Genomic DNA, 22,432 nt, shown 5'->3' on the forward strand with positions numbered 1-22,432 from the left:
CGGCGAACAGGTCCAGAAGGCTACGCGCGCGTGGGTCCAGTGCCACTGTCGCGGGCTTGCGTCGTGGCGTATCGCATCGTCGGTGAGGGGACCCGACGCCAGGGACTTGCGGTCGAGGCTCGTCTGCTCAGGTCCGAGGGGCTGTCCAGGGCCGGCGCGGCTCTAGGCGGGTCCGGCGGGCGTGGGAGTTGGGGCCGTCCGTGAGGGGAACCTTCACGGACTCTGATTCCCTCAGGGTTCCCCTCACGGACCTTCGGAGAAGGTCATGCGGGCATCAATCGGGCATTTCGGCGGTTCTAGCGTCCTTTGTGGATGGTCCAGCCGCAGGACCAGTCAGCTGTCCAGCAGTTCCCGGCACAGGTCGCCGAGCAGCCGGATCCCCGGGTCGATCGCGGACGGCGGCGTCGCGGAGAACCCGATCCGGAAGTGGTTGCGCGGCGGGTCGTCGCCGAGAAAGAAAATGTCGCCGGGTTCGATGAGAATGCCCAGCTCCTCCGCGCGCTCCACCAGCACCCGGCAGTCCAGCTCGGCCGGTCCGGTCATCCACAGGCTGACCCCGCCGGGCGGGTACGGGCCCTGCTGCCACGGCAGATACTCGGTGACCGCGGCGCAGGTCGCGGTCCACTTGCGCATCAGTTTCGTGCGGTAGCGGCGCAGCGAACGGTGGTACTCGCCGCTCTCGATCAGCAGCGCGAGCGCCCGCTGCAGCTGGCCCGGCGGGTGGCGCAGGACGTACCGGCGGGCCTCGCGGAGCGCGCGCACCAGTTCGCGCGGTCCGACCAGGTAGCCGAGGCGCAGGCCGGGGGAGAGGAATTTGGAGAAGGTGCCGAGGTAGACCGCGTCGCCGGTGTTGTCGAGTGCCTTCAACGCGGGAGTCGGGCTGCCCTGGTAGCGGAATTCGCTGTCGTAGTCGTCCTCGACGACGACCGTGCCGGACGCGGCGGCCTGGGCGAGCAGCTGGCGGCGCCGGCCGATGCTCAGCGTCGCGTTGGTCGGGTGCTGGTGGCTCGGGGTGAGGTAGAGGAGGTCGACGCCGTCGAGCGAGTCGGGCGGTTGCAGGCCGCGCGAGTCGACGTCGATGCCGGTCACGTGCGCGCCGGTGCGGAGGAAGATGTGCCGCGCGTCGAGGTAGCCGGGGTTTTCGATGGCCACGACCTGGTCCGGGCCCAGCAGCACCCGGCCGAGCAGGTCGAGGCCCTGCTGCGAGCCGACGGTGATCAGCACCTCGTCCGGGTCGGCCTCGATGCCGCGGGTGGTGAGCAGCTGGCGGCACACCATCTCGACCAGCATCGGGTCGTCCGAGCCGACGCTGTCCTGCAGGCTGTGGAAGACGTGCGGCCGGTAGAGCGCGTCGCGCAGGCAGCGCGTCCAGGAGCGGGCCGGGAACGCGGTGATGTCGACCTGCCCGGCGAGGAACGGGTACGGGTAGCTCGCCCAGTCGGTGCGTTTCTCGATGTGGGCGACACCGGCGTCCGGGAACCGGCGGACCCGGCGCGTCCAGTCGATGCGCGATTCGGTGTCCCGTTCCTCCACCGCACAGTGCGGGCGCATCTCGCCGTTCACGAACAGGCCGCTGCGCTCCCGGCTTTCCACGTAACCCTCGGCGACCAGCTCCTGGTAGGCGAGGTTGATCGTGTTCCGGGATACGCCCAGTTCGACGGCCAGCTCCCGGGAGCTGGGCAGCCGGCGCGCCGGGTCGAACGTGCCGATGGCGATCCCGTGCTCGATCGCCCGCCGGACCTGGCGGTACAGCGGTTCGTCCGACGAGCGGTCGATCTCGATCAACGTGCGTGGCAAGTGCGCTCTCCAGGCGGTCGGCGGGCGGCGGGGTGGGTGGAAACGTAACTCGCAGTGGCCGGTTTTCCCACCCCGCGCCACGCCGGGCCGCTCAGGCCAGCGCTTCGGCGACGTCGGCGACCGGGAGCCCGTGCGCCACGGCGACCGGCTCGTAGGTCAGCGTGCCGGACACCGTGTTGACGCCGCCGCGCAGCTCCGGCGTGTCCTGGACCGCGGTGCGGAGGCCCTTGTTCGCGATCTCCAGCGCGTAGGGGAGCGTGACGTTGGTGAGCGCGTGCGTGGAGGTGTGCGGGACCGCGCCGGGCATGTTGGCCACGCAGTAGAACACCGATTCGTGGACCCGGAAGGTCGGCTCGGCGTGGGTCGTCGGCCGGGAGTCCTCGAAGCAGCCGCCCTGGTCGATCGAGATGTCCACCAGCACGCTGCCCGGCTTCATCCGCGAGACCGTCTCGTTGGACACCAGGCTCGGGGCCTTCGCGCCCGGGACGAGCACCGCGCCGATCACCAGGTCGGCCTCCAGCACCGCCTGCTCGATCGCGTACGAGTTCGCGGCGGCGGTCTGGATGCGGCCCTGGTACATCCGGTCGGCGGCGCGGAGCTTGTCGACGTTCTTGTCGAACAGCACGACGTCGCCCCAGGTCCCGGCCGCGACGGCGACCGCGTTCATGCCTGCGACGCCCGCGCCCAGCACGACCACGCGGGCCGGCGGCACCCCGGACACGCCGCCGATCAGCACGCCGCGCCCGCCGTTGACGCGCATCAGCGTCTGGGCGCCGACCTGCGGGGCCAGCCGTCCGGCGACCTCGCTCATCGGGAACAGCAGCGGAAGGGAGCCGTTCGGCAGCTGGACCGTCTCGTAGGCGACGGAAGTCGTGCCCGCGTCGAGGAGGGCCTTGGTGCAGGGTTCGCTCGCGGCGAGGTGCAGGTAGGTGAACAGCAGCTGGTCGCCGCGCAGCCGGTGGTACTCCTCGGCGACGGGCTCCTTGACCTTCAGCACCATTTCCGCGGTGCCCCAGACGTCGTCCGCGTGGTCGAGCAGCTTCGCGCCGGCGGCCGCGTAGTCCTCGTCGCGGATGGACGAGCCCTCGCCCGCGCCGCGTTCCACGAAGACCTCGTGGCCGGCCGAGGTGAACTCGTGGACGCCGGCGGGCGTCGCCGCCACCCGGTATTCGTGGTTCTTGACCTCGCGAGGCACACCGATCTTCATCGCCCTGCTCCCATCTGCCGTGTGTGGTCCGACCGAGAGTGCGGGAGGACTGGCCACCGCGAAAGTGCCAGAAACCGCTCGGTCGGCAGGTCCAGTGCCGAGGACATCTGGACCCCTCAACGGGGACTGTTCTGGCTCTGTCCCTTAGGGCCAGGCGTCGCCATCCTCACGGAGGAGCACTGCCGTCCGCGCGAGGAGTTCAGAGATGACCGTGGCCCCGCTGGCCGAGACCTGGCGCGAGCGAGTCGGAGACGCCCGCCCGCGCGTCGCGCTCGCCGACGGCGCCGACCCGCGCGCCGTCACCGCGGCCGCGCGGCTGGCCGAGCGCGGCGAGATCGAACCGGTGCTGGTCGGCCCTTCGGCGGAAATCGCTGCGGTCGCGGCAGACCTGGGTGTCTCCGCGCCTTTCCTGGACACCGCCGCCCTCGCCGCCGACGACGCCATCCTCGCCCGGCTGGCTACGGCGTTCCCCGACCGGGTCGAGACGGTCCGCACCGACCCGATCGCCCTCTCCGCCGCACTTCTCGCACTCGGCCGGGTGGACGCGTGCCTCGCCGGCGCGACCCGGCCGACGTCCGATGTCCTCCGGGCCGGCCTGCGGATCGTCGGCCTCGCGCCCGGCGTGCGGACCCTCAGCAGCTCGTTCCTGATGCTCCTGCAGGACGGCCGATCGCTCACCTTCGCCGACTGCGCCGTGGTCCCCGAACCGGACGCGGACGCCCTGGCCGACATTGCCGTCGGCGCGGCTCAGACGCACCAGGCGCTCACCGGAACCGAACCGGTGGTGGCGATGCTTTCCTTCAGCACCCAAGGCAGCGCCAAGCATTCCGCAGTGGACAAGGTGCGCCAGGCGACTTCCCTGGTCCGGGAACGGCTGCCTGGCGTCGATGTGGACGGCGAACTGCAATTCGACGCGGCCGTCGTGGACGCCGTCGGCCTGGCTAAGGCACCGCGCTCGAGCGTTGCCGGCCGAGCGAATGTCCTGGTGTTCCCGAACCTCGACGCGGGGAACATCGCCTACAAGATCGCCGAACGCCTCGGCGGAGCGACCGCGCTCGGGCCGATCCTGCAAGGCGTCGCAGCCCCGCTGCACGACCTTTCCCGCGGCTGCAGCGCGGCCGACATCGAGACAATGGCCCTGATCAGCGCCGTGCACGCGGTGACCGGCCGGGAAGTGGAGAACGCCCGATGACGCGAGGGGTGGAGCTGGTCGTGCTCGACATGGCAGGCACGACAGTCCGCGACGACGGCGCGGTCGAGGCAGCGTTCTCCGCGGCCTTGGAGGCGGCCGGGGTTCCCGCGGATTCGCCGGAGCGGGAGGACGTGGATGCCTACGTCCGCGACACGATGGGGCAGTCGAAGATCGAGGTCTTCCGGGCGCTGTTCCCGGCGGACGGTGTTGCGGAGAAAGCGAATCAGGTGTTCGAGACCGCGTTCGCGGACCGGGCGATCGAGGTTGCTGAGCCGCTTCCCGGTGCGGAGGAGGCGATTGACAAGCTGCGCGCGCAGGGGCGTCGGGTGTGCCTGAGCACGGGGTTCTCGGCGCGGACGCGCGATGCGCTGCTGCGTCGGCTCGGGTGGACGGAACTGGCGGATCTCGTGGTGTGCCCGGCTGATGCGGGAGGCCGGGGCCGGCCGTTTCCGGACATGGTGCTGACCGCGGTGCTGCGTCTGGGGATCACGGACGTGCGCGCGGTCGCGGTGGCGGGGGATACCGGGTTCGACATGCTGACCGGGCGAAGGGCGGGGGCTTCGGTGGCGGCGGGGGTGCTGACCGGGGCGCATGACGAGGCGACGTTGCGGGCGCACGGGGCGACGCATGTGCTGGGGTCGGTGGCGGAGTTGCCGGGGGTGCTTGAGCACTAGGCGAGCGGCTCAGCCAGGCGGCGCGACCGCAGTAGCGATCAACGCCGCCGCCGCGACCTCGATCCTCTCCTCGTCCCCCGTCACGATCCGGTCCAAGCACAACCCCCGCAAGCCCGAGATCAGCAGGCTCGCCCGCGCGGCCGCCTCGCGTTCGTCGTACCCGAGCTTCCGGTACACCGGCACCAACGGCTCCATCATCGCGGTGATCGCCTCCCGCGCGACCTCCAGATACCGTTCCGGCTGCGTCGGGGCCAGAGCCAGCACTTGGAACAGGATGTGGATCGGCCGCTGCTGCCGTCCCCGGGTGATCGCTTGCCACAGCGCGTGTGAAGCGGCGGCAAGTGAATCCGCGTCGTGTACGGCGTGGAAGAGTTCGGCGACGTCCGGGCGGCTCGCGGCGAGCGCTTCGGTGATCAGGTTTTCGCGGCTGCCGAAGTAGTACAGCAGCATCCGCTTGCTCGTCCCCAGCGCTTCGCCCATCGGCGCGAGCGACAGGTCGGCGAGGCCGTGCGTCGCGAGGTAGGCGACGGCTTGCTCGAGCAGCTCGGCGCGGCGGCCGCTTCCGGGATCCACCCCTTGACTGTACCGATCGGTACGCCGTACCGTCCAGTCCCGTACCGATCGGTACAAGGCGAGGAGGGCGGATGGCGGAGAAGGCGGCCTCGGTGGCGATCGTCGGCGGCGGGATCGGCGGGCTGACGCTCGCGCTCGCGTTGCGGGAGCGCGGGATCGGGGCGGAGGTGTACGAGCGGTCGGCCGAACTGCGGGAGATCGGGGCGGCGGTGGCGTTGTCCGCCAACGGGTCCCGGGTGCTGGCCGGGCTCGGGCTGCGGGACGACCTTGCCGCGTGTTCGGCGGTGCCGACCGAGCTGGTTTACCGGCACTGGCGGAGCGGGCAGCGGGTGGCCGCGCATCCGGTCGGGGCGGCGTACGAGGAACGGTTCGGCGGGCCGTATTTCGGGGTGCACCGGGCGGATCTGCAGCGGATCCTGGCTGACGCCTGCGGGAAGGTCCACCTTGGACGGAGGGTTACCGGGCTGGCGGCGGACGGCGGCAAATACCGGCTTGAGTTCGCGGACGGCACCACCGAAACCGCCGATGTCGTGGTCGGGGCGGACGGGGTGCATTCGACGGTTCGCGCGTGGGTGGACGACGCGCCGCTCGCCCGGTACTCGGGGGCCAGCGGCTTTCGCGGGCTCGTGCCGGTGGAGCAGTTGCCGTCCTTGCCGGACCCGGGCGCGATCCAGTTCTGGATGGGGCCGGGCGGGCATGTGCTGCATTACGCGATCGGCGACGGGTCGGTGGTGAATTTCCTTGCCGTGCTAGACGAACCGGACACCTGGGAGAGCGAGTCCTGGACGGAGGACATCTCCCGGGACCAGATCGACGCTGCTTTCGAGGGCTGGCATCCGGCGGTGCGCGAGATGGTGGCGGCGACGACGCTGCTCCAGCGATGGGCGCTGTTTGGCCAGTATCCGCTCAACCGCTGGCATCGCGGCGGAGTGGTGCTCCTCGGCGACGCCGCGCACGCGATGCTGCCGCACCACGGGCAGGGCGCGAACCAGACGATCGAGGACGCGGTGACGCTCGCCGAGTGTTTGGCCCGGGACTCCCGTGAGACGGCGCTGAAGAGGTACGAGAAGCTGCGTCGGCCGCGGACCCGTGCGGTGCAACGGAGTTCCTGGGTGGCGAACGACCTGCTGCACCTGCCTGACGGTCTGGCTGCCGATGCCCGGGACCTCGCGCTTGGGCAGATCGACGAGACGCTGGGGTGGATCCACTCGCACGTGTGTTAGACGCCGACGCGACCCGCGGTGGGGGTCAGGGTTTCGTGGCGAGGGTTTTGAATTCGGTGCTGGTCAGCACGTCCGCAGTGGACTGAGCGAGCACGACCAGCGTCGCCGCATGCACCTCGGCGGCGGACATCGCGCCGTGGCCCAGGTCGGGGTGGTCGTAGGTGGCGCAGGCGTCGGCGAGCACTGCGGTGTGGAAGTCGCGGAACATCGCGTCGCGGATGGTGGCGTGGACGCAGTCCTCGGTGGTGACTCCGGCGGCGATCAGGGTGTCCACGCCGCGTCCGCGCAGCAGTGTCTCGAAATCGGTGCCGTAGAAGGCGCTGTAGCGGTGCTTGAGGATCAGCGGTTCGTCCGGGCGGCGGTCCACTTCGGAATACAAAGCCGCGCCAGGGGTTCCTTCGCTGAGCGCTTGCCGAGAAGCGATCGGCGGGTACAGGTCGGCGAACCGGCCCATGTCGGAGCCGTCCGGGCGGTGCACGTGCGCGGTGAAGAACACGGCGATGCCCGCGTCGCGGCAGAACCGGATCGTGTCGTTCAGGACGGGGATCATGGCGCGGCCGTCCGGGGATTCCAGCGGGGCGCCCGGAGCCAGGAAGTCGTGCTGCATGTCGATGACGACCAGCGCGGTGCGGGCCGGATCGACGGTGGACAAGCGGTAACCCATGAAACGCTCCCTCCGCAGAGGCATTGAGGTATCACGTTTCGCCGTCGGTCGTCAAGAAAACGACAGACAGCGTCAGGCGTCGTCGATCTGCCCGGCGACGGTGTGCAGGGACGCGATCAGCGCTTGGGTGGCCGGGTTCAGGCGGCGTCCGGCGGCGAGCGTCAGGCCGACGCTGTGCCCGATGTTCTCCAGCGGCGTCGGCAGAGTGACCAGCCGCGGGTCGTCCATGCCGAGGAGGCCGGGGAGCGCGGCGACCATGGCGGTTTCGGTGAGCAGCTGCCGCACGGTGAGGAACGACGTCGCCTCGACGCGGTTGGCGGGCAGGTCGAGGCCGTGCTGGGCGAACAGGCTCTCCAGCTCCTGGCGCAGCATCGTCTCGGTGCCGGGCACGATCCACGGGAACTCGGCGAGGTCTTCCAGCGAGACGGCCTCGCGCGCGGCCAGCGGATGGTGCGCGCCGGCGACGACGCGGATCGACTCCTGATACAGCGCGCTGCGCTGCGTGCCTTCGGTGCCGGGGCCGCTCAGCCTCCCGACGATCACGTCCACCCGGCCCGCGGTCAGCTCCACCAGCAGCGACTCCGGCGTTCCCTCCCGGACGACCACCGTGACCAGCGGGTGGTCCTCCTTCAGGTGCGCGATGGCCCGGGGCAGCAACAGGTTCGAGCCCGCGAGGTGGATGCCCGCGACGACCCGGCCGCGCGTCGCGTCGGCGATCTCCACGACGTGCCGGGCGGCGTGGGTCAGCTGGGCCAGCACGGCGCGCGCGTGTTCGGTGAACGCCGTCCCGAACTCGGTCGGCGTGATCCCGCGCGGGCCGCGTTCGTAGAGCGGGACGCCGAGGATGGCTTCGAGATCGTGCAGCCCGCGCGTGACCACCGGCTGGGTGACATGCAGTGCGGCGGCCGCGCCGACGACGCTGCCCTGCTCGGTGAGGGTGTCCACCAGCACGAGATGCCGGAGCTTGAGACGGCCGTCGAGCAGGCGGGGCAGGTCCATTCCGGCGACATTACTGTCCGGCCCGGCTTCCAGCGTCATGGGCGGACGAGCCGGAGCAGGGCCTCGCCGAGCGCGGAGCGGGGGTCGGCCAGGTCGAGGAAGACGTCGAAGTGGTTGCGGCCGGGCACGAGGGTCCACGAGCGTTCGGCGGGCCAGTGCGCGTGGAATTCCGTGCTCTGCCGGTGGAATCCGGCGGCTTCGTGTTCGGCGACGGCCACGTGCAGCGGCGCGGTGCCCGGCGGGGCCAGGAGCGGGCTGAGGGCTTCCGCACGCGGTGTGTCGAGATTCAGCCAGGCGTTGGCGAACGTGTCGACGAGCGGGCGGAGGTCGAAGAGACCGCTGATCGTCATCGCGCCCTTGACCACGTTCTCGGGCAGTCCGGCCGCGTGCTGCCATCCGCCGACGGCGGTCATCGCGGTCAGGTGACCGCCCGCTGAGCTGCCGACGACGTGGATGCGGTCCGGGTCGAGGCCGTGCTCGGTGCCGTGCCGGTGCACCCAGGCGACCGCGGCGCGGACCTGGCGCACGATCTCTTCCAGGCTCGCCGCGGGGGAGAGCGTGTAGTCGGGCACGACGGTGGCGATTCCGGCATCGGCCAGGGTTCGGGCCATGAAGGCGGTGTCGTGCCGCGAAAGCATCCGCCAGTAGCCGCCGTGGACGGCGATGACGACGGGGCGCAGCTCTCCCGGTGCGATGCCCCAGACGTCGAGCCGCTCGTCGCTGAGCGGGTCGAAAGCCAGGTCAGGGTGGCCGTCGAGACCGGCGATGGCGGCTTCCGAGGCGGAGCGGTAGCGGGCCATCACGGCGTCGAACTCGGCTTCGGTCACTGTGGCTTGCGCGCTGTAGTCCTGATCGACGTCCGTCACGGGGTCCATCCTTCGCCGCAGCCGTCATGCCTGGCCAATGCTCATTCCGGCGGCGTCCATGTCTGTCGAGGCATGGGTCAACGCTATGCCCGGACGGTCATGGCAGCGGCGGCAAAGAGCATTGGCGAGGCATTCCTGGCGTCCCTACGGTCAGGTTCATGGCTGCGGAACTCCTCAACGTCGTCGGCGGGACCCGGGTCGCCGGGCGGCGCACTTTCGAGAAGATCGACCCGGTCGACGGGTCGCTCGTCGCGCACGTCCACGAGGCCGGGCCGGACGTGGTCGACGCCGCGGTCTCGGCCGCGCGAGCCGCGCTGGACGGTCCGTGGGGACGCGCGCCGGTCGCCGAGCGCACCGCGCTGCTGCGCCGGATCGCCGACCGGATCGAGGAGCGGTTCGAGGACTTCGCCGCCGCCGAGGTGCGCGACACCGGCAAGCCGGAGCACCTGGCGCGCGACCTCGACGTCGCGCGGGCGGCGGCCAACTTCCGCTCCTTCGCCGACACGATCGCCTCCGCCGGTCTCGACTCCTTCCTGACCGACCTGCCGACCGGCCGCAAGGCGCTGAACTACGCGGTGCCCAAGCCGCTGGGCGTGGTCGCGGTGATCGTGCCGTGGAACCTGCCGCTCCTGCTGCTGACCTGGAAGGTCGCGCCCGCGCTGGCGTGCGGCAACGCAGTGGTGGTCAAGCCGTCGGAGGAGACGCCGTCGACCGCCACGCTGCTCGCCGAGGTGATCGCGGAGGCGGGCGCGCCGGCCGGGGTGTATAACGTCGTGCACGGCTTCGGGCCGGACTCCGCCGGGGAGTACCTCACCACGCACCGCGGCATCGACGGCGTGACGTTCACCGGCGAATCCGGGACCGGGTCGGCGATCATGCGCGCGGTCGCCCCGTCGGTGCGGCCGGTTTCCTTTGAGCTGGGCGGAAAGAACGCGGCCGTCGTGTTCGCGGACTGCGACCTCGGGAAGACCCTCGACGGCCTCGCCCGGTCGGTTTTCCTGAACACCGGCCAGGTCTGCTTGTGCACCGAGCGGGTGTATGTCGAGCGGTCCGTCTTCGACGAGGTCGCGAACGGGCTCGCCGAGCGCGCGGCGGCGTTGCGCCTCGGCCGTCCGGACGATCCGGCCACCACGACCGGTCCGCTGATCTCCCAGCAGCACCGGAAGAAGGTCCAGTCCTATGTGGACCTCGCGGTCACCGAAGGCGCGACGGTGCTGACCGGCGGTTCGGTCCCGGACCTCGGACCGGAACTCGCGGGCGGTTCGTGGATCGAGCCGACGGTGTGGACCGGGCTGGACAACTCGGCGCGGGTCGTGCGCGAGGAGGTCTTCGGACCGGTCGCGGCGCTGATCCCGTTCGACACCGAGGAAGAAGCCGTCCGGCTGGCGAACGACACCGACTATGGGCTGGCCGCCGCCGTGTGGACCACGGACCTGGAACGGGGTCACCGCGTCGCGCAGCAGATGCGGGTCGGGATGGCCTGGGTCAACACCTGGTACCTGCGCGATCTCCGGTCGCCGTTCGGCGGTGTCGGGCTCTCCGGCATCGGCCGGGAGGGCGGCCTGCACTCGATGCACTTCTACACCGAGCCGACGAATGTGTGCGTGCAGCTATGACCATCGAAGAACGCGCCGCGCTGCTCGACCGGGCGACCGCCACCGGACAGGCCGTCCCGCAGCTCACCAGCGACGGGCCGATGAGCCTGGAGGACGCTTATGCCGTGCAGCACGCCGGAATCGCCTTGCGCGAGCGGCGCGGGGAGCGGCTGGCGGGCGTCAAACTGGGCTTCACGAGCAAGGCGAAGGCCGAGCAGATGGGCGTCTCCGACGTCATCATCGGGTCGCTGACCGACCGCATGCGGATCGAGGACGGCGGGACCTTCGACGTCGGCCGCGGCGTGCATCCGCGGGTCGAACCCGAGGTCGCGTTCCGGCTCGGACCGGACGCCGAACTGCTCGCCGTCGCGCCCGCGCTGGAAATTATCGACAGTCGGTACCGGGACTTCCGCTTCAGCCTGGCCGACGTCGTCGCCGACAACACCTCGGCGTCGGCCTTCGTGCTCGGGCCGTGGACCCGGATCGACCAGGTGGACGCGCTGGCCGTCGAACTGCTCTTCGACGGCGAGACCGTCGCGACCGGATCGACTGCGGACATCCTCGGCGACCCGCTGCGTGCGCTCCCGGCAGCGCAGCGGATGGCCGCCGAGTACGGGCACCGGCTGCTCGACGGGTCGGTGCTCCTGGCCGGCGCGGCGACCGCGGCGGTGGCCCTGAAAGCCGGAACGCACGTCGAGGCCCGGGTGGCTGGGCTGGGTTCAGTTTCCGTACGGACTGAGGAGGGATGAGCGTGGCGCAAGCCCATGTGGTCGCCGGGAAAGCGACTCCGCGGGGACGGTTTCCGCACGTCAAGGTGGTCGGCGATCTCGTGTTCGTCTCCGGCACCAGCAGCAGGCGGCCGGACAACACCTTCGCCGGCGCGGAGGCCGACGAGTTCGGTGTGACCACTTTGGACATCCGGGCGCAGACGCGCGCGGTGATCGAGAACATCCGGGACATCCTGGCCGCGGCAGGAGCGGGCCTCGAAGACCTCGCCCAGGTGACCGTGTTCCTGGTCAACATGAACGATTTCGGCGGCTACAACGAGGTCTACGGAGAGTTCTTCGACGAGACCGGCCCGGCGCGCACGACCGTCGCGGTGCACCAGCTGCCGCATCCGCATCTGCTCATCGAGATCCAGGCGATCGCCCGGATCCCCGGCAAGGAGGAATGATGACCGCCATCCCGCCCGTGTTCGACTTCGCCGCCTGGATCGAAGAGCACGAGGACGACCTGAAGCCGCCGGTCAACAACAAGCAGATGTGGGCCCCGATGGGCGACTTCATCGTGCAGGTCGTCGGCGGGCCGAACCAGCGCACCGACTACCACCTCGACCCGTACGAGGAGTGGTTCTACCAGTACAAGGGCGACATGCACGTCAACCTGATGACCGACGACGGTCCCCGGCGCGTCGACATCCGCGAGGGCGAGATGTGGATGCTGCCGCGGAACGTGCACCATTCGCCGCAGCGTCCGCAGGAGGGTTCGATCGGGATCGTGATCGAGCGGATCCGGGAGGAGGGGACGCTGGAGAAGTTCGTGTGGTTCTGCCTGGAGTGCGACGCGAAGGTGCACGAGGTGGAACTGCAGGTGCGGGACATCGTCGACGACCTGCCGCCGGTGTTCGAGCAGTTCTACACCTCCGAAGAGGCCCGGACCTGCGGCAACTGCGGGACGCTGCACCCGGGGAAGGGCTGAGCGTGCGCGCGATCGACGTCCACAGCCACTTCGTCCCGCACGGCTGGCCCGACCTCGGCGAAGGAATGCCGTGGCTGCGCGCGGAAACCGAACGCGAGGCCATGATCATGGTCGGCTCCGCGGAGTTCCGCCGGATCCGCTCCGACTGCTGGGACGCGTCCGTCCGCCTGCGCGACATGGACGCCGACGGCATCGAGGCGCAGGTCGTCTCGCCGACGCCGGTGTTCTTCGGCTACGACACCAGCCCCGGCCACGGCGAGAAGATCGCGCGGGTCTTCAACGACCTCGCCCTGGAGATCTGCGCGCCCGCGCCGGGCCGGCTGATCCCGTTCTGCCAGGTCCCGCTGCAGGACACCGACGCCGCCTGCCGCGAACTGGACCGCGCGGTCGCCGCCGGGCACCGGGGCGTGGAGATCGGCAACCACGTCGGCGACCGCGACCTCGACGACGCGGGCGTGGTGACGTTCCTGCAGCACGCCGCGTCGCTGGGCGTCCCGGTTTTCGTGCACCCGTGGGACATGCCGGACGCACCGCGGCTGGACCGGTGGATGGCGCGGTGGCTCACCGGGATGCCGGCGGAGACGCACCTGTCGATCATCGCGATGATCCTCGGCGGCGTGTTCGACCGGGTGCCGTCGAGCCTGCGGATCTGCTTCGCGCACGGGGGCGGGTCGTTCGCGTTTTGGCTGGGGCGGTTGGAGAACGCTTGGCATCAGCGGTCCGACATCATCGCGACGTCGGAGAAGCCGCCGTCGGAGTATGTGGGGCGGTTCAGTGTCGATTCGGTGGTGTTCACCGAGCCGGCGTTGCGGAATCTGGTCGATACGTTGGGGGCGGAGCAGGTGATGGTCGGGAGCGACTATCCGTATCCGCTGGGGGAGCGTCCGGCTGGCGGTGTGGTGCGGCGGGCATCGTTCCTGGACGAGGCTTCGCGGAAGCTGCTGTTACGCGAGAACGCGACGCGGTTCCTGGGCTAAGCCACAGCTTGCGGTCCGTGAAGGACTCCTTGAGGGAATCAGATTCCCGCAAGGAGTCCTTCACGGACGACGATCCTGTTCCCGACGACCGCGGCTGGGCTCGGCAAGAGCCCGCGCTGATCCGTTCGACGTGGGCGGACGCACCTCAAGCCGAAACCATCGCGCCGCCTTGAGTTTCTGGCTGAGGGAATCAGCGTCCGTGAAGGTGGCCCTCACGGACTTGAAGGTGCCGGTCAAGCCAAACCGAGGTGGTGCCGCAGAGTAGGCCCGCTGTAGTCCTCCCGGAACACCCCTCGTTCCTGCAGCCGCGGCACTACCTCGTCGGCGAACCGGTCCAGCCCGCCCGGCGTCACGTGCGGGACCAGGATGAAGCCGTCCGACGCGTTCTCCTGCACGAGTTCGTTCATCGCGGACGCGACCGTCTCGGGCGAGCCGATGAAGTTCTGCCGTCCGGTGACCTCGATGATCAGCTCCCGGCTCGTCAGGTGCTTCGCCTCCGCCAGCTGCCGCCATTCGTTCGCCGTCGCGATCGGGTCGCGGTGCATGCGGACGCTCGCGCGGCCCTTCGAGATCAGGTCGCCGACCGCCGGGTCGAACGACGGGAGCGGGCCGTTCGGGTCGTGGTCGCTGAGGTCGGTGTTCCAGAGCTGTTCGAGGAACTTGATCGCGGTCTGCTCGCTGACCTGCTGCAACCGGACCTCGTGCGCGAGCTCGTGTGCTTCGGCGTCGGTGTCGCCCAGGACAAACGTGGCGGCTGGGAGGATGACCAGCTCGTGCGGGGAGCGGCCGTATTTCGCCAGGCGGCCCTTCACATCCGAGTAGAAGGCTTGGCCCGCTTCGAGGGTGCCGTGGCGGGTGAAGATGGCGTCGGCGGTCGCGGCGGCGAATTCGCGGCCTTCCTCGGAGTCGCCAGCCTGGATGGTGACCGGGCGGCCTTGCGGGCTGCGCGGGACCGGGAAGCGGCCGGAGATGTCGAAGTGGTCGTCGTGGTGCGCGAAGGCGCCGCCGTCGGCGAGGAAGCGGCCGGATTCCTTGTCTGCCAGCAGTTCGCCGCCGCGCCAGGAGTCGAAGAGTTCCCACGCGGTGCGGAGGAAGGTCTCGGCGCGCGAGTAGCGCTGGTCTTGCGGCAGGAAGCCGCCGCGGCGGAAGTTTTCGCCGGTGAACGCGTCCCAGGAGGTGACGACGTTCCACGCGGCCCGGCCGGCGGAAAGGTGGTCCAGCGACGCGAACTGGCGGGCCACCTCGAACGGTTCGTTGAAGGTGGAGTTGATCGTGCCGGCCAGGCCGAGGCGGTCGGTGACGGCGGCCAGCGCGGACAGGACGGTGAAGGTGTCCGGGCGGCCGACCACGTCCAGGTCGTAGATTTCGCCGTTCTGTTCCCGCAGCCGCAGGCCTTCGGCGAGGAAGAAGAAGTCGAACTTCGCGCGTTCGGCGGTCTGGGCCAGCTTGACGAACGAGCTGAACTCGATGTGGCTGCCCGCCTCGGGATCGCTCCACACGGTGGTGTTGTTGACCCCGGGGAAGTGCGCGGCGAGGTGGATCTGCTTGGCAGTCATGGAGATCTCCCGGGAATCAGGCGGCGTAGCGGTTGGCCGGGCGCGGCAGGCCGAGCAGCCCGCGCAGGGTCGAGGCCTCGTAACCGGTGCGGAACGCGCCCCGGTCGCGCAGTTCGGGGACCAGGGCGCGGGTGATGGCGGTCAGGTCGTGCGGCAGCGCGCCGGGACGCAGGCGGAAGCCGGTCAGGCCCGCGGCGTGCCAGTCGAGCAGCAGGTCGGCCAGCTGGGCCGGGGTGCCGGTGAAGACGTGTGCGTCGGAGGTGAACTCGGCGCGGCCGTCCAGACGGGCTTTGCGGTCGGCGGCGGCTTGCTCGGTCTCGTCGAGGAAGACGACGAGGTCGGCGAAAACCTGAACGGGGGCACCGATTTCGTCGATGATCGACGCGGCGTGTGCACGGTCGTTCGGGGTCACGTACACGACGTCGGCCTGCCGGGCTGCGAGGCGGTAGGCGTCCGGTCCGTGCGCGAGAGCGGCGACGATCGGCTGGCCCTGCGGCGGGCGCGGCGTGATGGACGGGCCTTTGACGGAGAACCAGCGGCCCTCGAAGTCGATGTAGTGCAGTTTGTCCCGGTCGATGAACCGGCCGGTGGCGACGTCGCGGATTTCGGCGTCGTCCTCCCAGCTGTCCCACAGCCGGCGCAGCACCTCGACGTAGTCGGCGGCTTCCTCGAACAGATCCGCGACCTCAGGCGGCGTGCGGCGGCCGAAGTGCTGGAACTCCTCCGGGCTCCCGGAAACCTGCACGCGGACGCCCGCGCGGCCGGTGCTGACGTAGTCGAGCGTCGCGATTGCCTTCGACAGGTGGAACGGCTCCGTGTGGGTGACGACAGCGGTCGGGACCAGGCCGATGTGCGACGTCAGCGGCGCGACCCGCGAGGCGAGCAGCACCGCGTCGAGGCGGGTCTGCGCGCGGTCGTCGTGGGCTTTCGGCGCGGCGGGGTCGCGCAGGGAGAGGAAGTCCTCGAAGGTGACGAAGTCCAGGTGCGCGGCTTCGGCCTGCTGGACCAGGCCGGTCCAGTATCCGGCGGTGAGCAGGTCGGCCGGGCGGGCGTCCGGTTCGCGCCACGCGGCCGGATGCCAGCCGGCGCCTTCCAGCGCGACGGCGAGCCGTGGTCCGGTGAGCCCTGTCATGCTGCGTCCTTTCCCCGTGGATGCCAGCAGTGTGGCGCGGAGTCCGGGACGAGGGCGACGGTAACCAGCGTCTGGGACAGTCGGCCGGAGCGGGAATAAACCGGTTGCCCGCCGTCGTGCCTTCGCGGTTTGCTCGATGCTCATGAAACGGATGCACGCGGACGAAGCGGAAATCGACGACGCTCTGGTCCGTCGCCTCGTCGCGGCCCAGTTTCCGCGGTGGGCCGGGCTGCCGGTCTCGCGCGTCGCCTCGTCGGGCACGGAAAACGCGATGTTCCGGCTCGGCGACGAGCTGGTCGCCCGCCTGCCGAGGCTGGAACGCGGGGCCGCCGAGATCGGCCACGAACAGCGCTGGCTGCGGTGGCTCGCGCCGCGCCTGCCGGTCGCGGTGCCGGAGGTGCTTGCCGAAGGACGGCCCGGCGAGGGGTTCGAGTGGGACTGGTCGGTGCTGCGCTGGCTGCCCGGCGCCAACCCGGATTTCGGCGACGCTCAGGTGGCGCGCGACCTGGGCGCGTTCGTGAAAGCATTGCGCGGCTTGGATATCTCCGGCGCGCCGGAAGTCAGCCGGGGTCGTCCGCTGCGCACTCGTGACGCGCCGACCCGGGACGCGATCGCGCAGCTCGGCGGCGATCCGGCGTACGTCGCGGCTTGGGAGAAGACGCTCGCGGCACCGGAGTGGACGGGGGAGCCGGTGTGGCTGCACGCGGATCTGTCGCCGGGGAACGTGCTGGTCGACGAGAACGGCCTCACCGCGGTGCTGGACTTCGCGGGGGTGGGTACCGGCGATCCGGCGGTCGACGTGATCCCGGCGTGGAACACGTTCGCCGCCGCCGAACGGGCCGTGTTCCGGGACGCGGTCGACGTGGACGACGCGACGTGGGAGCGCGGCCGTGGCTGGGCGTTGTCGATCGCGTTGATCCAGCTGCCGTACTACCGCGAGACGAATCCGGTGTTGGCGACCAACTCGCGGCGCACGATCGAGGCCGTGCTGTCGGACGGTTAGCCCGTGAAAAACTGACGCCATGCCCTCTTCAACCGCGCCGTCCTGGTGGCGTGCGCAGTGCGTCGCGATGCTCCGGGACGGCGATTGGCACCAGCTCTACCGAACGGCGATGAGCTGGCGCAACGACGGCGGCGCGTACCTGCCCGAGGCGTGGCTGATGGACGTCTGTTCGGCGCTGCTCCACCGGCAGCCGAAGACCGCCGTCCACAGTTGTGACCTGGCGTTGCAGATGTGGGTCGAACGGCCGCAGGACCGGGCCGTGCTCCACTTCGTGCGCGGGCTCCTGGTCGCCGATCACCTCGGCGATCCGAAGACTGCGGTCGAAGACCTCGAACTGGCTGCGTCCGGCCCCGCCTGGCTGGGCGGCGAAGACCTTGAGCGGGTGCGGCAGACCACCTCCCGGGTCCGCGTGCCCCGCGCCCAGCCTGCGCCCGCCTACGACCGGGCTTACGTTGACCTGATCTCCAGTTCTGCCTCGTCGCCGCGGCCGCCGGTGCCGGATCCGCTTCCGGTGGACGGTACGCAGCCCGGGCTCTGGAGCGAGGCACTGTCGTATCTGCGGCGGAAGGCTTAGTCCAGGTCGATCCGGATCGTCAGCAAGTCCGTCCCGAACGCCTGGACCGCGGTGCTGTTGAGGCGCGGCAGCGACTTCAGCCGCGCGCGGGCATCGTCCTCCGGCAGCAGGCGGGCGACGCCGCGCAGCCAGCGGCCGTGCAGGCGCAGCCGGACGCGCGGGTCGGCCTGGATGTTGCGCACGTACTGCGACCGCTCGCCGAATTCGGACACCAGCCAGAACTCCTGGCCGACGCGCCGTCCGCCGATCGGGGTGCGCCGCGGAAGGCCCGAGCTGCGGCCGGTGGTTTCGAGCAGCGTCTGGCCGGGGAGCCGGGACAGCACGGGGTTGCCGAGCCGCCGCTGGAATGTCGTGACGATCTGGTGCTGCAGATCGCCGGGCCGCGCCTGGCCTGCGACGTGCCGCAGCCGGGCCGGGATGACGATCTCGTGGAACGGGACGGCGACGGCCCACACCTGCCGGGCCGGGAAGCGGTCGTAGGTGACCTCGGTGGTCCAGCGCACCCGGTCCGGGTCGAGCCGCACGATGTTGCGCGCGGTCAGGATCGGCGACGGTGTTTCGAGCACGGCCTCGTCCGGCGTGGCCGAGACGACCGTCCAGCCCAGCACCCGCTCCGGGGACAGCCGTGTGGTCAGGCCGAGGCCGAGCCAGCCGGCGCGCAGGAAGGCCCGCACCGGCGGCGGGGCGTCTTCCCAGACCGCGCGGGCCCAGGCCAGGGCGTCGCGTGGGTCCGCGGCGGGGCGTGCGATGTCCACTGTGGACGTGAAATCCGGCACCCCTCCACGCTAACACTCACGACCCCGGCTTCCACCCCAGCTCCGGCCCCAGCCGCTCCGCCAGGTCGGTAAGGATCTGCACGTAGTCCTCGTGCTCGAAGGTGAACGGCAGCGCGAACGCGACCTCGTCGATCTCCCGGAAAGCGGCGTGCCGGTACAGCTGCTCGGCGATCTCCGCCGAAGTACCGACGTAATCGCGCGAGAACAGCAGCCCGCCCGGGCCCTGCGGGGTTTTCGTGCGAGGCAGGCGTTTGGCCGCGTAATCCTCGTACTTGGCGCGCTGCTCGGCGGTGGCGCTGTCGGTCGGAATCACCACCAGGCCTTGCGAAACCCGCGCCCGCGCACCGTCCGGATGGTGCGCGCGGAACGCCTGGACGTGCGAGAGCTGGATTTTCTCGAAGTCCGTCGAGCCTTCCTCGGCCCGGACGACGCTGCTGGTCAGGTAGTTCATCCCGGCTTCCCCGGTCCAGACCGCGGACCGGGTGCTCGCGCCGCCGTACCACAGCCGGCCGGCCAGCCCGGGCGAATGCGGCTGCACCCGGTCGGAGAACGATTCGATGCCCTCCACCCCGCTGAACGTGGACGCGGTTTCGCCGCGGACCAGCGACAACAGCCGCGACACCCGGTCGTAGCCGAAGTCTTCGCGGTCGCCGGTGTCCGGGTACAGCGCGGCCCGCACGTCGTCGTAGTGCATCGGCGGGCTGACGCTGACGCCCGGGTTGAGCCGCCCGCCGGACAGCACGTCGACGGTCGCGAGGTCTTCGGCCAGCCGCAGCGGGTTCTCCCAGCCGAGCGGGATCACCGCGGTGCCCAGCTCGATCCGGCTGGTGCGCTGGGTGGCCGCGGCGAGCACGGCGACCGGCGAGGAAATGCCGTACTGCAGGTGCCGGTGGCGCACCCAGGCGCTGTCGAAGCCGAGCTGCTCGCCGAGTTCGAGCACCCGGAGCGTGGATTCGTGGCCCGGCCGCGGGTCGTCGCCGTCGAACAGCCCGATCGTCAGGAAGCCCAGTTTGCGCAGCGGTTGCGTTTCGGTCGGCACGGCGAGTCCTTCCTCCGGGGAACTAAGCCGGAATAACCGCAGCCTGGACCAGGTTGTTCCGGCTCGCTGAAACAAACGCACCACACGGGGGAGTACGCACGATGCGCGCTTTGTCCATCACTCGCTACGGCGGTCCAGAAGTCCTCGAAGAGATCGAGGCGCCCGAGCCGGTTCCGGGGCCGGGCGAGGTGACCATCGCGGTCTCGCACGCGTCCGTCGGGCTGATCGACGCGCTGATCCGCCGGGGCACGCTCGCCGAGTACGACTACGCGCCGAAGCCGCCGCTCGTGCCGGGGCTGGAGGTCGCGGGCACGATCCGCGCGGCCGGGCCGGACAGCGGGTTCGCCGTCGGGGACGAGGTCGTCACGCTGACACTGCCCGGCATGGGCGGTTACGCCGACGTCAAGCTCGCGCCCGCCAGCCTCGTCGTGCCGCTCGCCGGCACCGGCGTGGAGCGCGCGCAGGCCGTGGCTGGCCTGGCGAACACGGTGACGGCCTATCTTTCGCTCACCGAGGCGGTGCGGCTGCCGAAGGACGCGCGCGTGCTCGTGCACGGTGCGCTCGGCGGTCTCGCCTCGGTGTACCCCGAGGTGGCGCGGCTGCTTGGGGCGCGCGAGGTCGTCGGCACGGTCCGGCGTCCCGAGCAGGTCGCGGCGGCGAAGGAACTCGGCTTCGACCGCGTTGTGGTGTCCGGCGAACTCGGCGAGCTGCGGGACGAGCGGTTCGAGGTGATCGTCGACCCGGTGGGCGGCGACCTGCGCGTCGCGTCGCTCGACCTGCTCGCGCCGATGGGCCGGATGCTCGTCGTCGGCAGCGCGGGCAGCGAAACCGCGCCGATGATCGACTCGAACGCCGTGTGGGGCAAGAACATCGGCGTGGTCGGCTTCAACGTCGGCGGCTTCCTGTCCGCGGACACCGCACCCGCCCGCCCGGCCGCGGAAGCCGTCCTCCCGCTGTACACCGAGGGCCGGATCCGGCTGCCGGTCACCGTCCTGCCGATGGCGCAGGCGCGCGAGGCGCACCGCCGGATGGACGCGGGCGAGGCGGTCGGGCGGCTGGTGCTCGCCAACTCCTGAGGTCAACGCCAGGCCTTGGGGCCGTGAAGGGTACCTTGAGCGGAACGGATTCCCATGCCAGGCGCCTAATCTGCGTGACGGCACGCCTGCTGGACCGTCCACAAGGGACGCCAGCGCCACCGGATTGCCCGATTGATGCCCGGATGGCCGTATCCGAAGGTCCGTGAGGGGAACCCTGAGGGAATCTGGGGCCGTGAGGGTTCCCCTCACGGACGGAGAACCTGAGGTCACGCGCTGACCTGCTCGCCGCCCGGGATCGCGGCCAGCAGGTCGCGGGTGTACTGCTCGCGCGGGCGCAGCAGGACGTCGTCGGCCGGGCCGGATTCGAGCAGCCCGCCCTCGCGCATCACCCCGACCTGATCGGCGATTTCCCGCACCACGGCCAGGTCGTGGGTGATGAACAGGTACGTCAGGCCGAGTTCGTCCTGCAGGTCCACGAGCAGCTTCAGGATCTGCGCCTGCACCGAAACGTCCAAAGCGGACACCGGCTCGTCCAGCACGACGAGGTCCGGCCGGAGCGCCAGCGCCCGGGCGATCGCCGCGCGCTGGCGCTGGCCGCCGGACAGCTCGGCCGGTTTCCGGCGCAGCACCGACGACGGCAGCGCGACCTGGTCCGCCAGCTCGGCCACGCGCGAAGCCCGGCCGCCGACCCGGAACGCGCGCAGCGGTTCGCCGATCACCTCGGCGATGGAAAACCGCGGGTTCAGCGAGGCGTACGGGTTCTGGTAGACGAGCTGGAAGCGACGCCGGAGCCGGCGCAGTTCGGCGGCCGGGAGGCGGGTGACGTCCTGGCCGTCGAAGCTGACCGTGCCGGTAGTCGGGGTTTCCAGGCCGACTGCCATCCGTGCGGTGGTCGTCTTGCCGGAGCCGGATTCGCCGACCAGCGCGAGGGTCCGGCCGCGAGTGAGCTGGAACGACACGCCGTTCACCGCGCGCACCGAGCCGGCACGGGAGGAGGTGAAGGTCTTCGACACCGAGTCGACCGACAGCAGGACCTCCGGACCCTCGGCGCGGCGGGGGCGCAGCGGTTCGCGCGCCAGGCTCGGCGCGGCGGCGAGCAGGCGTTGCGTGTAGTCCTGGGTCGGCGCGGCGAGGAGTTCGCGGGCTGGTCCTTCCTCGACCAGCCGCCCCTCGGACAGCACCGCGATCCGTGCGGCCCGGTCGGCCGCGACGCCCAGATCGTGCGTGATCAGCAGGATCGCGGTGCCGTCGTCAGCGGCCAGGCCAGCCAGATGGTCGAGGATTTCCTTCTGCACGGTCACATCGAGCGCACTGGTCGGCTCGTCGGCGATGATCAGCCGCGGTTCGCCCGCGAGCGCGATGGCGATCAGCACCCGCTGCCGAAGACCGCCGGACAGTTCGTGCGGATACTGCCGCGCGCGCAGCTCGGGCCGGTCGACGCCAGCCCTCCGCAGCAGGTCCACCGCACGGGCGGCGGCCTCGCCGCGAGCGGCCAGCCGGTGGATCAGCAGCACCTCGGCCACCTGTTCGCCGATCCGCCGGACCGGGTTGAGCGACACCGTCGGATCCTGCGGCACGAGCGCGATCCCGGTGCCGCGCACTCGTCGCCAGTCCTTTTCGGACAGTGCGGTCAGGTCCCGCCCGTCGAAGGTGATCTGTCCACGATGGACGAACCCGCCGCGCGGGAGCAGCCCGATCGCGGCGTGCGCCGTGGTGCTCTTCCCCGAACCGGATTCGCCGACCACCGCGACGATCTCGCCCGCTCCGACCCGCAGGCTCACGTCCCGCACGGCGGGCACCACGCCGCCTGAGGTGCGGTACGACACCGCCAGCTCGCTGATCTCCAGCAC

The 22,432-nt window shown here is 70.8% G+C and carries 22 protein-coding genes; 11 read left to right on the forward strand and 11 right to left on the reverse strand.

Annotated features, from left to right (window positions below; all coding sequences use genetic code 11):
- Nucleotides 1-333: 333 nt before the first annotated feature.
- Nucleotides 334-1,797, reverse strand: a complete 1,464-nt coding sequence (gene pdxR, locus ACFSVL_RS45040) for a MocR-like pyridoxine biosynthesis transcription factor PdxR (protein WP_378314074.1) — start codon at nucleotides 1,795-1,797, stop codon at nucleotides 334-336.
- Nucleotides 1,798-1,888: 91 nt separating this feature from the next.
- Nucleotides 1,889-3,004 (reverse strand): alanine dehydrogenase, encoded by a 1,116-nt coding sequence (gene ald, locus ACFSVL_RS45045; RefSeq protein WP_378314076.1) that lies wholly within the window; start codon nucleotides 3,002-3,004, stop codon nucleotides 1,889-1,891.
- 205 nt (nucleotides 3,005-3,209) lie between these two features.
- On the opposite strand from ald, the gene ACFSVL_RS45050 reads away from it, so the two are divergent.
- A complete protein-coding gene (locus ACFSVL_RS45050) occupies nucleotides 3,210-4,196 on the forward strand; it encodes a phosphotransacetylase (protein WP_378314078.1) in 987 nt (328 codons plus the stop codon).
- Nucleotides 4,193-4,870, forward strand: a complete 678-nt coding sequence (locus ACFSVL_RS45055) for a phosphonatase-like hydrolase (RefSeq protein ID WP_378314079.1) — start codon at nucleotides 4,193-4,195, stop codon at nucleotides 4,868-4,870. The genes ACFSVL_RS45050 and ACFSVL_RS45055 overlap by 4 nt, the downstream gene beginning before the upstream one ends.
- 9 nt (nucleotides 4,871-4,879) lie before the next feature.
- On the opposite strand, the gene ACFSVL_RS45060 is transcribed toward ACFSVL_RS45055, so the two are convergent.
- The gene (locus ACFSVL_RS45060; protein WP_378314081.1) at nucleotides 4,880-5,443 is read right to left on the reverse strand and encodes a TetR/AcrR family transcriptional regulator; all 564 of its coding nucleotides are present in this window, start codon (nucleotides 5,441-5,443) and stop codon (nucleotides 4,880-4,882) included.
- 71 nt (nucleotides 5,444-5,514) lie between these two features.
- Between ACFSVL_RS45060 and ACFSVL_RS45065 the strand changes: the two genes are divergently transcribed.
- Nucleotides 5,515-6,666 carry an FAD-dependent monooxygenase gene (locus ACFSVL_RS45065; RefSeq protein WP_378314083.1) on the forward strand — a complete coding sequence of 384 codons (1,152 nt, stop codon included), beginning with the start codon at nucleotides 5,515-5,517 and terminating at the stop codon, nucleotides 6,664-6,666.
- A 25-nt stretch (nucleotides 6,667-6,691) separates the two neighbouring features.
- Here the strand turns inward: ACFSVL_RS45065 and ACFSVL_RS45070 are convergent, their stop codons facing one another.
- The 3 genes from ACFSVL_RS45070 to ACFSVL_RS45080 all read right to left on the reverse strand — a co-directional run bounded on the left by ACFSVL_RS45070 (nucleotide 6,692) and on the right by ACFSVL_RS45080 (nucleotide 9,195).
- On the reverse strand, nucleotides 6,692-7,330 hold the full coding sequence (locus tag ACFSVL_RS45070; protein WP_378314085.1) for a cysteine hydrolase family protein: 639 nt from the start codon (nucleotides 7,328-7,330) through the stop codon (nucleotides 6,692-6,694).
- A 72-nt stretch (nucleotides 7,331-7,402) separates the two neighbouring features.
- Nucleotides 7,403-8,329, reverse strand: a complete 927-nt coding sequence (locus tag ACFSVL_RS45075) for a LysR substrate-binding domain-containing protein (RefSeq protein ID WP_378314086.1) — start codon at nucleotides 8,327-8,329, stop codon at nucleotides 7,403-7,405.
- Nucleotides 8,330-8,364: 35 nt separating this feature from the next.
- On the reverse strand, nucleotides 8,365-9,195 hold the full coding sequence (locus tag ACFSVL_RS45080) for an alpha/beta hydrolase (protein WP_378314087.1): 831 nt from the start codon (nucleotides 9,193-9,195) through the stop codon (nucleotides 8,365-8,367).
- Nucleotides 9,196-9,353: 158 nt separating this feature from the next.
- Between ACFSVL_RS45080 and ACFSVL_RS45085 the strand changes: the two genes are divergently transcribed.
- Genes ACFSVL_RS45085 through ACFSVL_RS45105 form a run of 5 tightly spaced genes read left to right on the forward strand, consistent with a single transcriptional unit; the run spans nucleotide 9,354 to nucleotide 13,465 of the window.
- Nucleotides 9,354-10,811, forward strand: coding sequence for a 2-hydroxymuconic semialdehyde dehydrogenase (locus ACFSVL_RS45085; RefSeq protein ID WP_378314088.1), 1,458 nt, complete (start codon nucleotides 9,354-9,356; stop codon nucleotides 10,809-10,811).
- A complete protein-coding gene (locus ACFSVL_RS45090; RefSeq protein WP_378314090.1) occupies nucleotides 10,808-11,539 on the forward strand; it encodes a 2-keto-4-pentenoate hydratase in 732 nt (243 codons plus the stop codon). Before ACFSVL_RS45085 ends, ACFSVL_RS45090 begins: the two co-directional genes overlap by 4 nt.
- Nucleotides 11,540-11,541: 2 nt before the next feature.
- Nucleotides 11,542-11,964, forward strand: coding sequence for a RidA family protein (locus ACFSVL_RS45095; protein WP_378314092.1), 423 nt, complete (start codon nucleotides 11,542-11,544; stop codon nucleotides 11,962-11,964).
- Nucleotides 11,964-12,488, forward strand: a complete 525-nt coding sequence (locus ACFSVL_RS45100; RefSeq protein WP_378314094.1) for a 3-hydroxyanthranilate 3,4-dioxygenase — start codon at nucleotides 11,964-11,966, stop codon at nucleotides 12,486-12,488. The genes ACFSVL_RS45095 and ACFSVL_RS45100 overlap by 1 nt, the downstream gene beginning before the upstream one ends.
- Before the next feature lie 2 nt (nucleotides 12,489-12,490).
- Entirely contained in the window at nucleotides 12,491-13,465 is a 975-nt protein-coding gene (locus ACFSVL_RS45105; protein WP_378314095.1) for an amidohydrolase family protein, read from the forward strand.
- Nucleotides 13,466-13,698: 233 nt separating this feature from the next.
- On the opposite strand, the gene ACFSVL_RS45110 is transcribed toward ACFSVL_RS45105, so the two are convergent.
- Nucleotides 13,699-15,021, reverse strand: coding sequence for an NtaA/DmoA family FMN-dependent monooxygenase (locus ACFSVL_RS45110; RefSeq protein ID WP_378314097.1), 1,323 nt, complete (start codon nucleotides 15,019-15,021; stop codon nucleotides 13,699-13,701).
- Between the two features lie 16 nt (nucleotides 15,022-15,037).
- Entirely contained in the window at nucleotides 15,038-16,153 is a 1,116-nt protein-coding gene (locus tag ACFSVL_RS45115; protein ID WP_378314099.1) for an LLM class flavin-dependent oxidoreductase, read from the reverse strand.
- Between the two features lie 142 nt (nucleotides 16,154-16,295).
- On the opposite strand from ACFSVL_RS45115, the gene ACFSVL_RS45120 reads away from it, so the two are divergent.
- Together ACFSVL_RS45120 and ACFSVL_RS45125 are read left to right on the forward strand one after the other, a co-directional pair.
- Nucleotides 16,296-17,156 carry an aminoglycoside phosphotransferase family protein gene (locus ACFSVL_RS45120; protein ID WP_378314100.1) on the forward strand — a complete coding sequence of 287 codons (861 nt, stop codon included), beginning with the start codon at nucleotides 16,296-16,298 and terminating at the stop codon, nucleotides 17,154-17,156.
- A gap of 19 nt (nucleotides 17,157-17,175) precedes the next feature.
- Nucleotides 17,176-17,730 carry a hypothetical protein gene (locus tag ACFSVL_RS45125; RefSeq protein WP_378314103.1) on the forward strand — a complete coding sequence of 185 codons (555 nt, stop codon included), beginning with the start codon at nucleotides 17,176-17,178 and terminating at the stop codon, nucleotides 17,728-17,730.
- On the opposite strand, the gene ACFSVL_RS45130 is transcribed toward ACFSVL_RS45125, so the two are convergent.
- Together ACFSVL_RS45130 and ACFSVL_RS45135 are read right to left on the reverse strand one after the other, a co-directional pair.
- A complete protein-coding gene (locus tag ACFSVL_RS45130) occupies nucleotides 17,727-18,506 on the reverse strand; it encodes a nitroreductase/quinone reductase family protein (protein ID WP_378314105.1) in 780 nt (259 codons plus the stop codon). The genes ACFSVL_RS45125 and ACFSVL_RS45130 overlap by 4 nt on opposite strands.
- 16 nt (nucleotides 18,507-18,522) lie before the next feature.
- Nucleotides 18,523-19,545, reverse strand: coding sequence for an LLM class flavin-dependent oxidoreductase (locus ACFSVL_RS45135; protein ID WP_378314107.1), 1,023 nt, complete (start codon nucleotides 19,543-19,545; stop codon nucleotides 18,523-18,525).
- A 101-nt stretch (nucleotides 19,546-19,646) separates the two neighbouring features.
- Here ACFSVL_RS45135 and ACFSVL_RS45140 point away from each other — a divergent pair, with 101 nt between their 5' ends.
- A complete protein-coding gene (locus ACFSVL_RS45140; protein ID WP_378314108.1) occupies nucleotides 19,647-20,621 on the forward strand; it encodes a quinone oxidoreductase family protein in 975 nt (324 codons plus the stop codon).
- 227 nt (nucleotides 20,622-20,848) lie between these two features.
- Here ACFSVL_RS45140 and ACFSVL_RS45145 read toward each other — a convergent pair whose 3' ends face one another.
- Nucleotides 20,849-22,432: a dipeptide ABC transporter ATP-binding protein gene (locus ACFSVL_RS45145; protein WP_378314110.1), complete on the reverse strand. Its 1,584-nt coding sequence runs from the start codon at nucleotides 22,430-22,432 to the stop codon at nucleotides 20,849-20,851.

This window comes from Amycolatopsis silviterrae (assembly GCF_042684085.1).
GTDB lineage: Bacteria > Actinomycetota > Actinomycetes > Mycobacteriales > Pseudonocardiaceae > Amycolatopsis > Amycolatopsis silviterrae.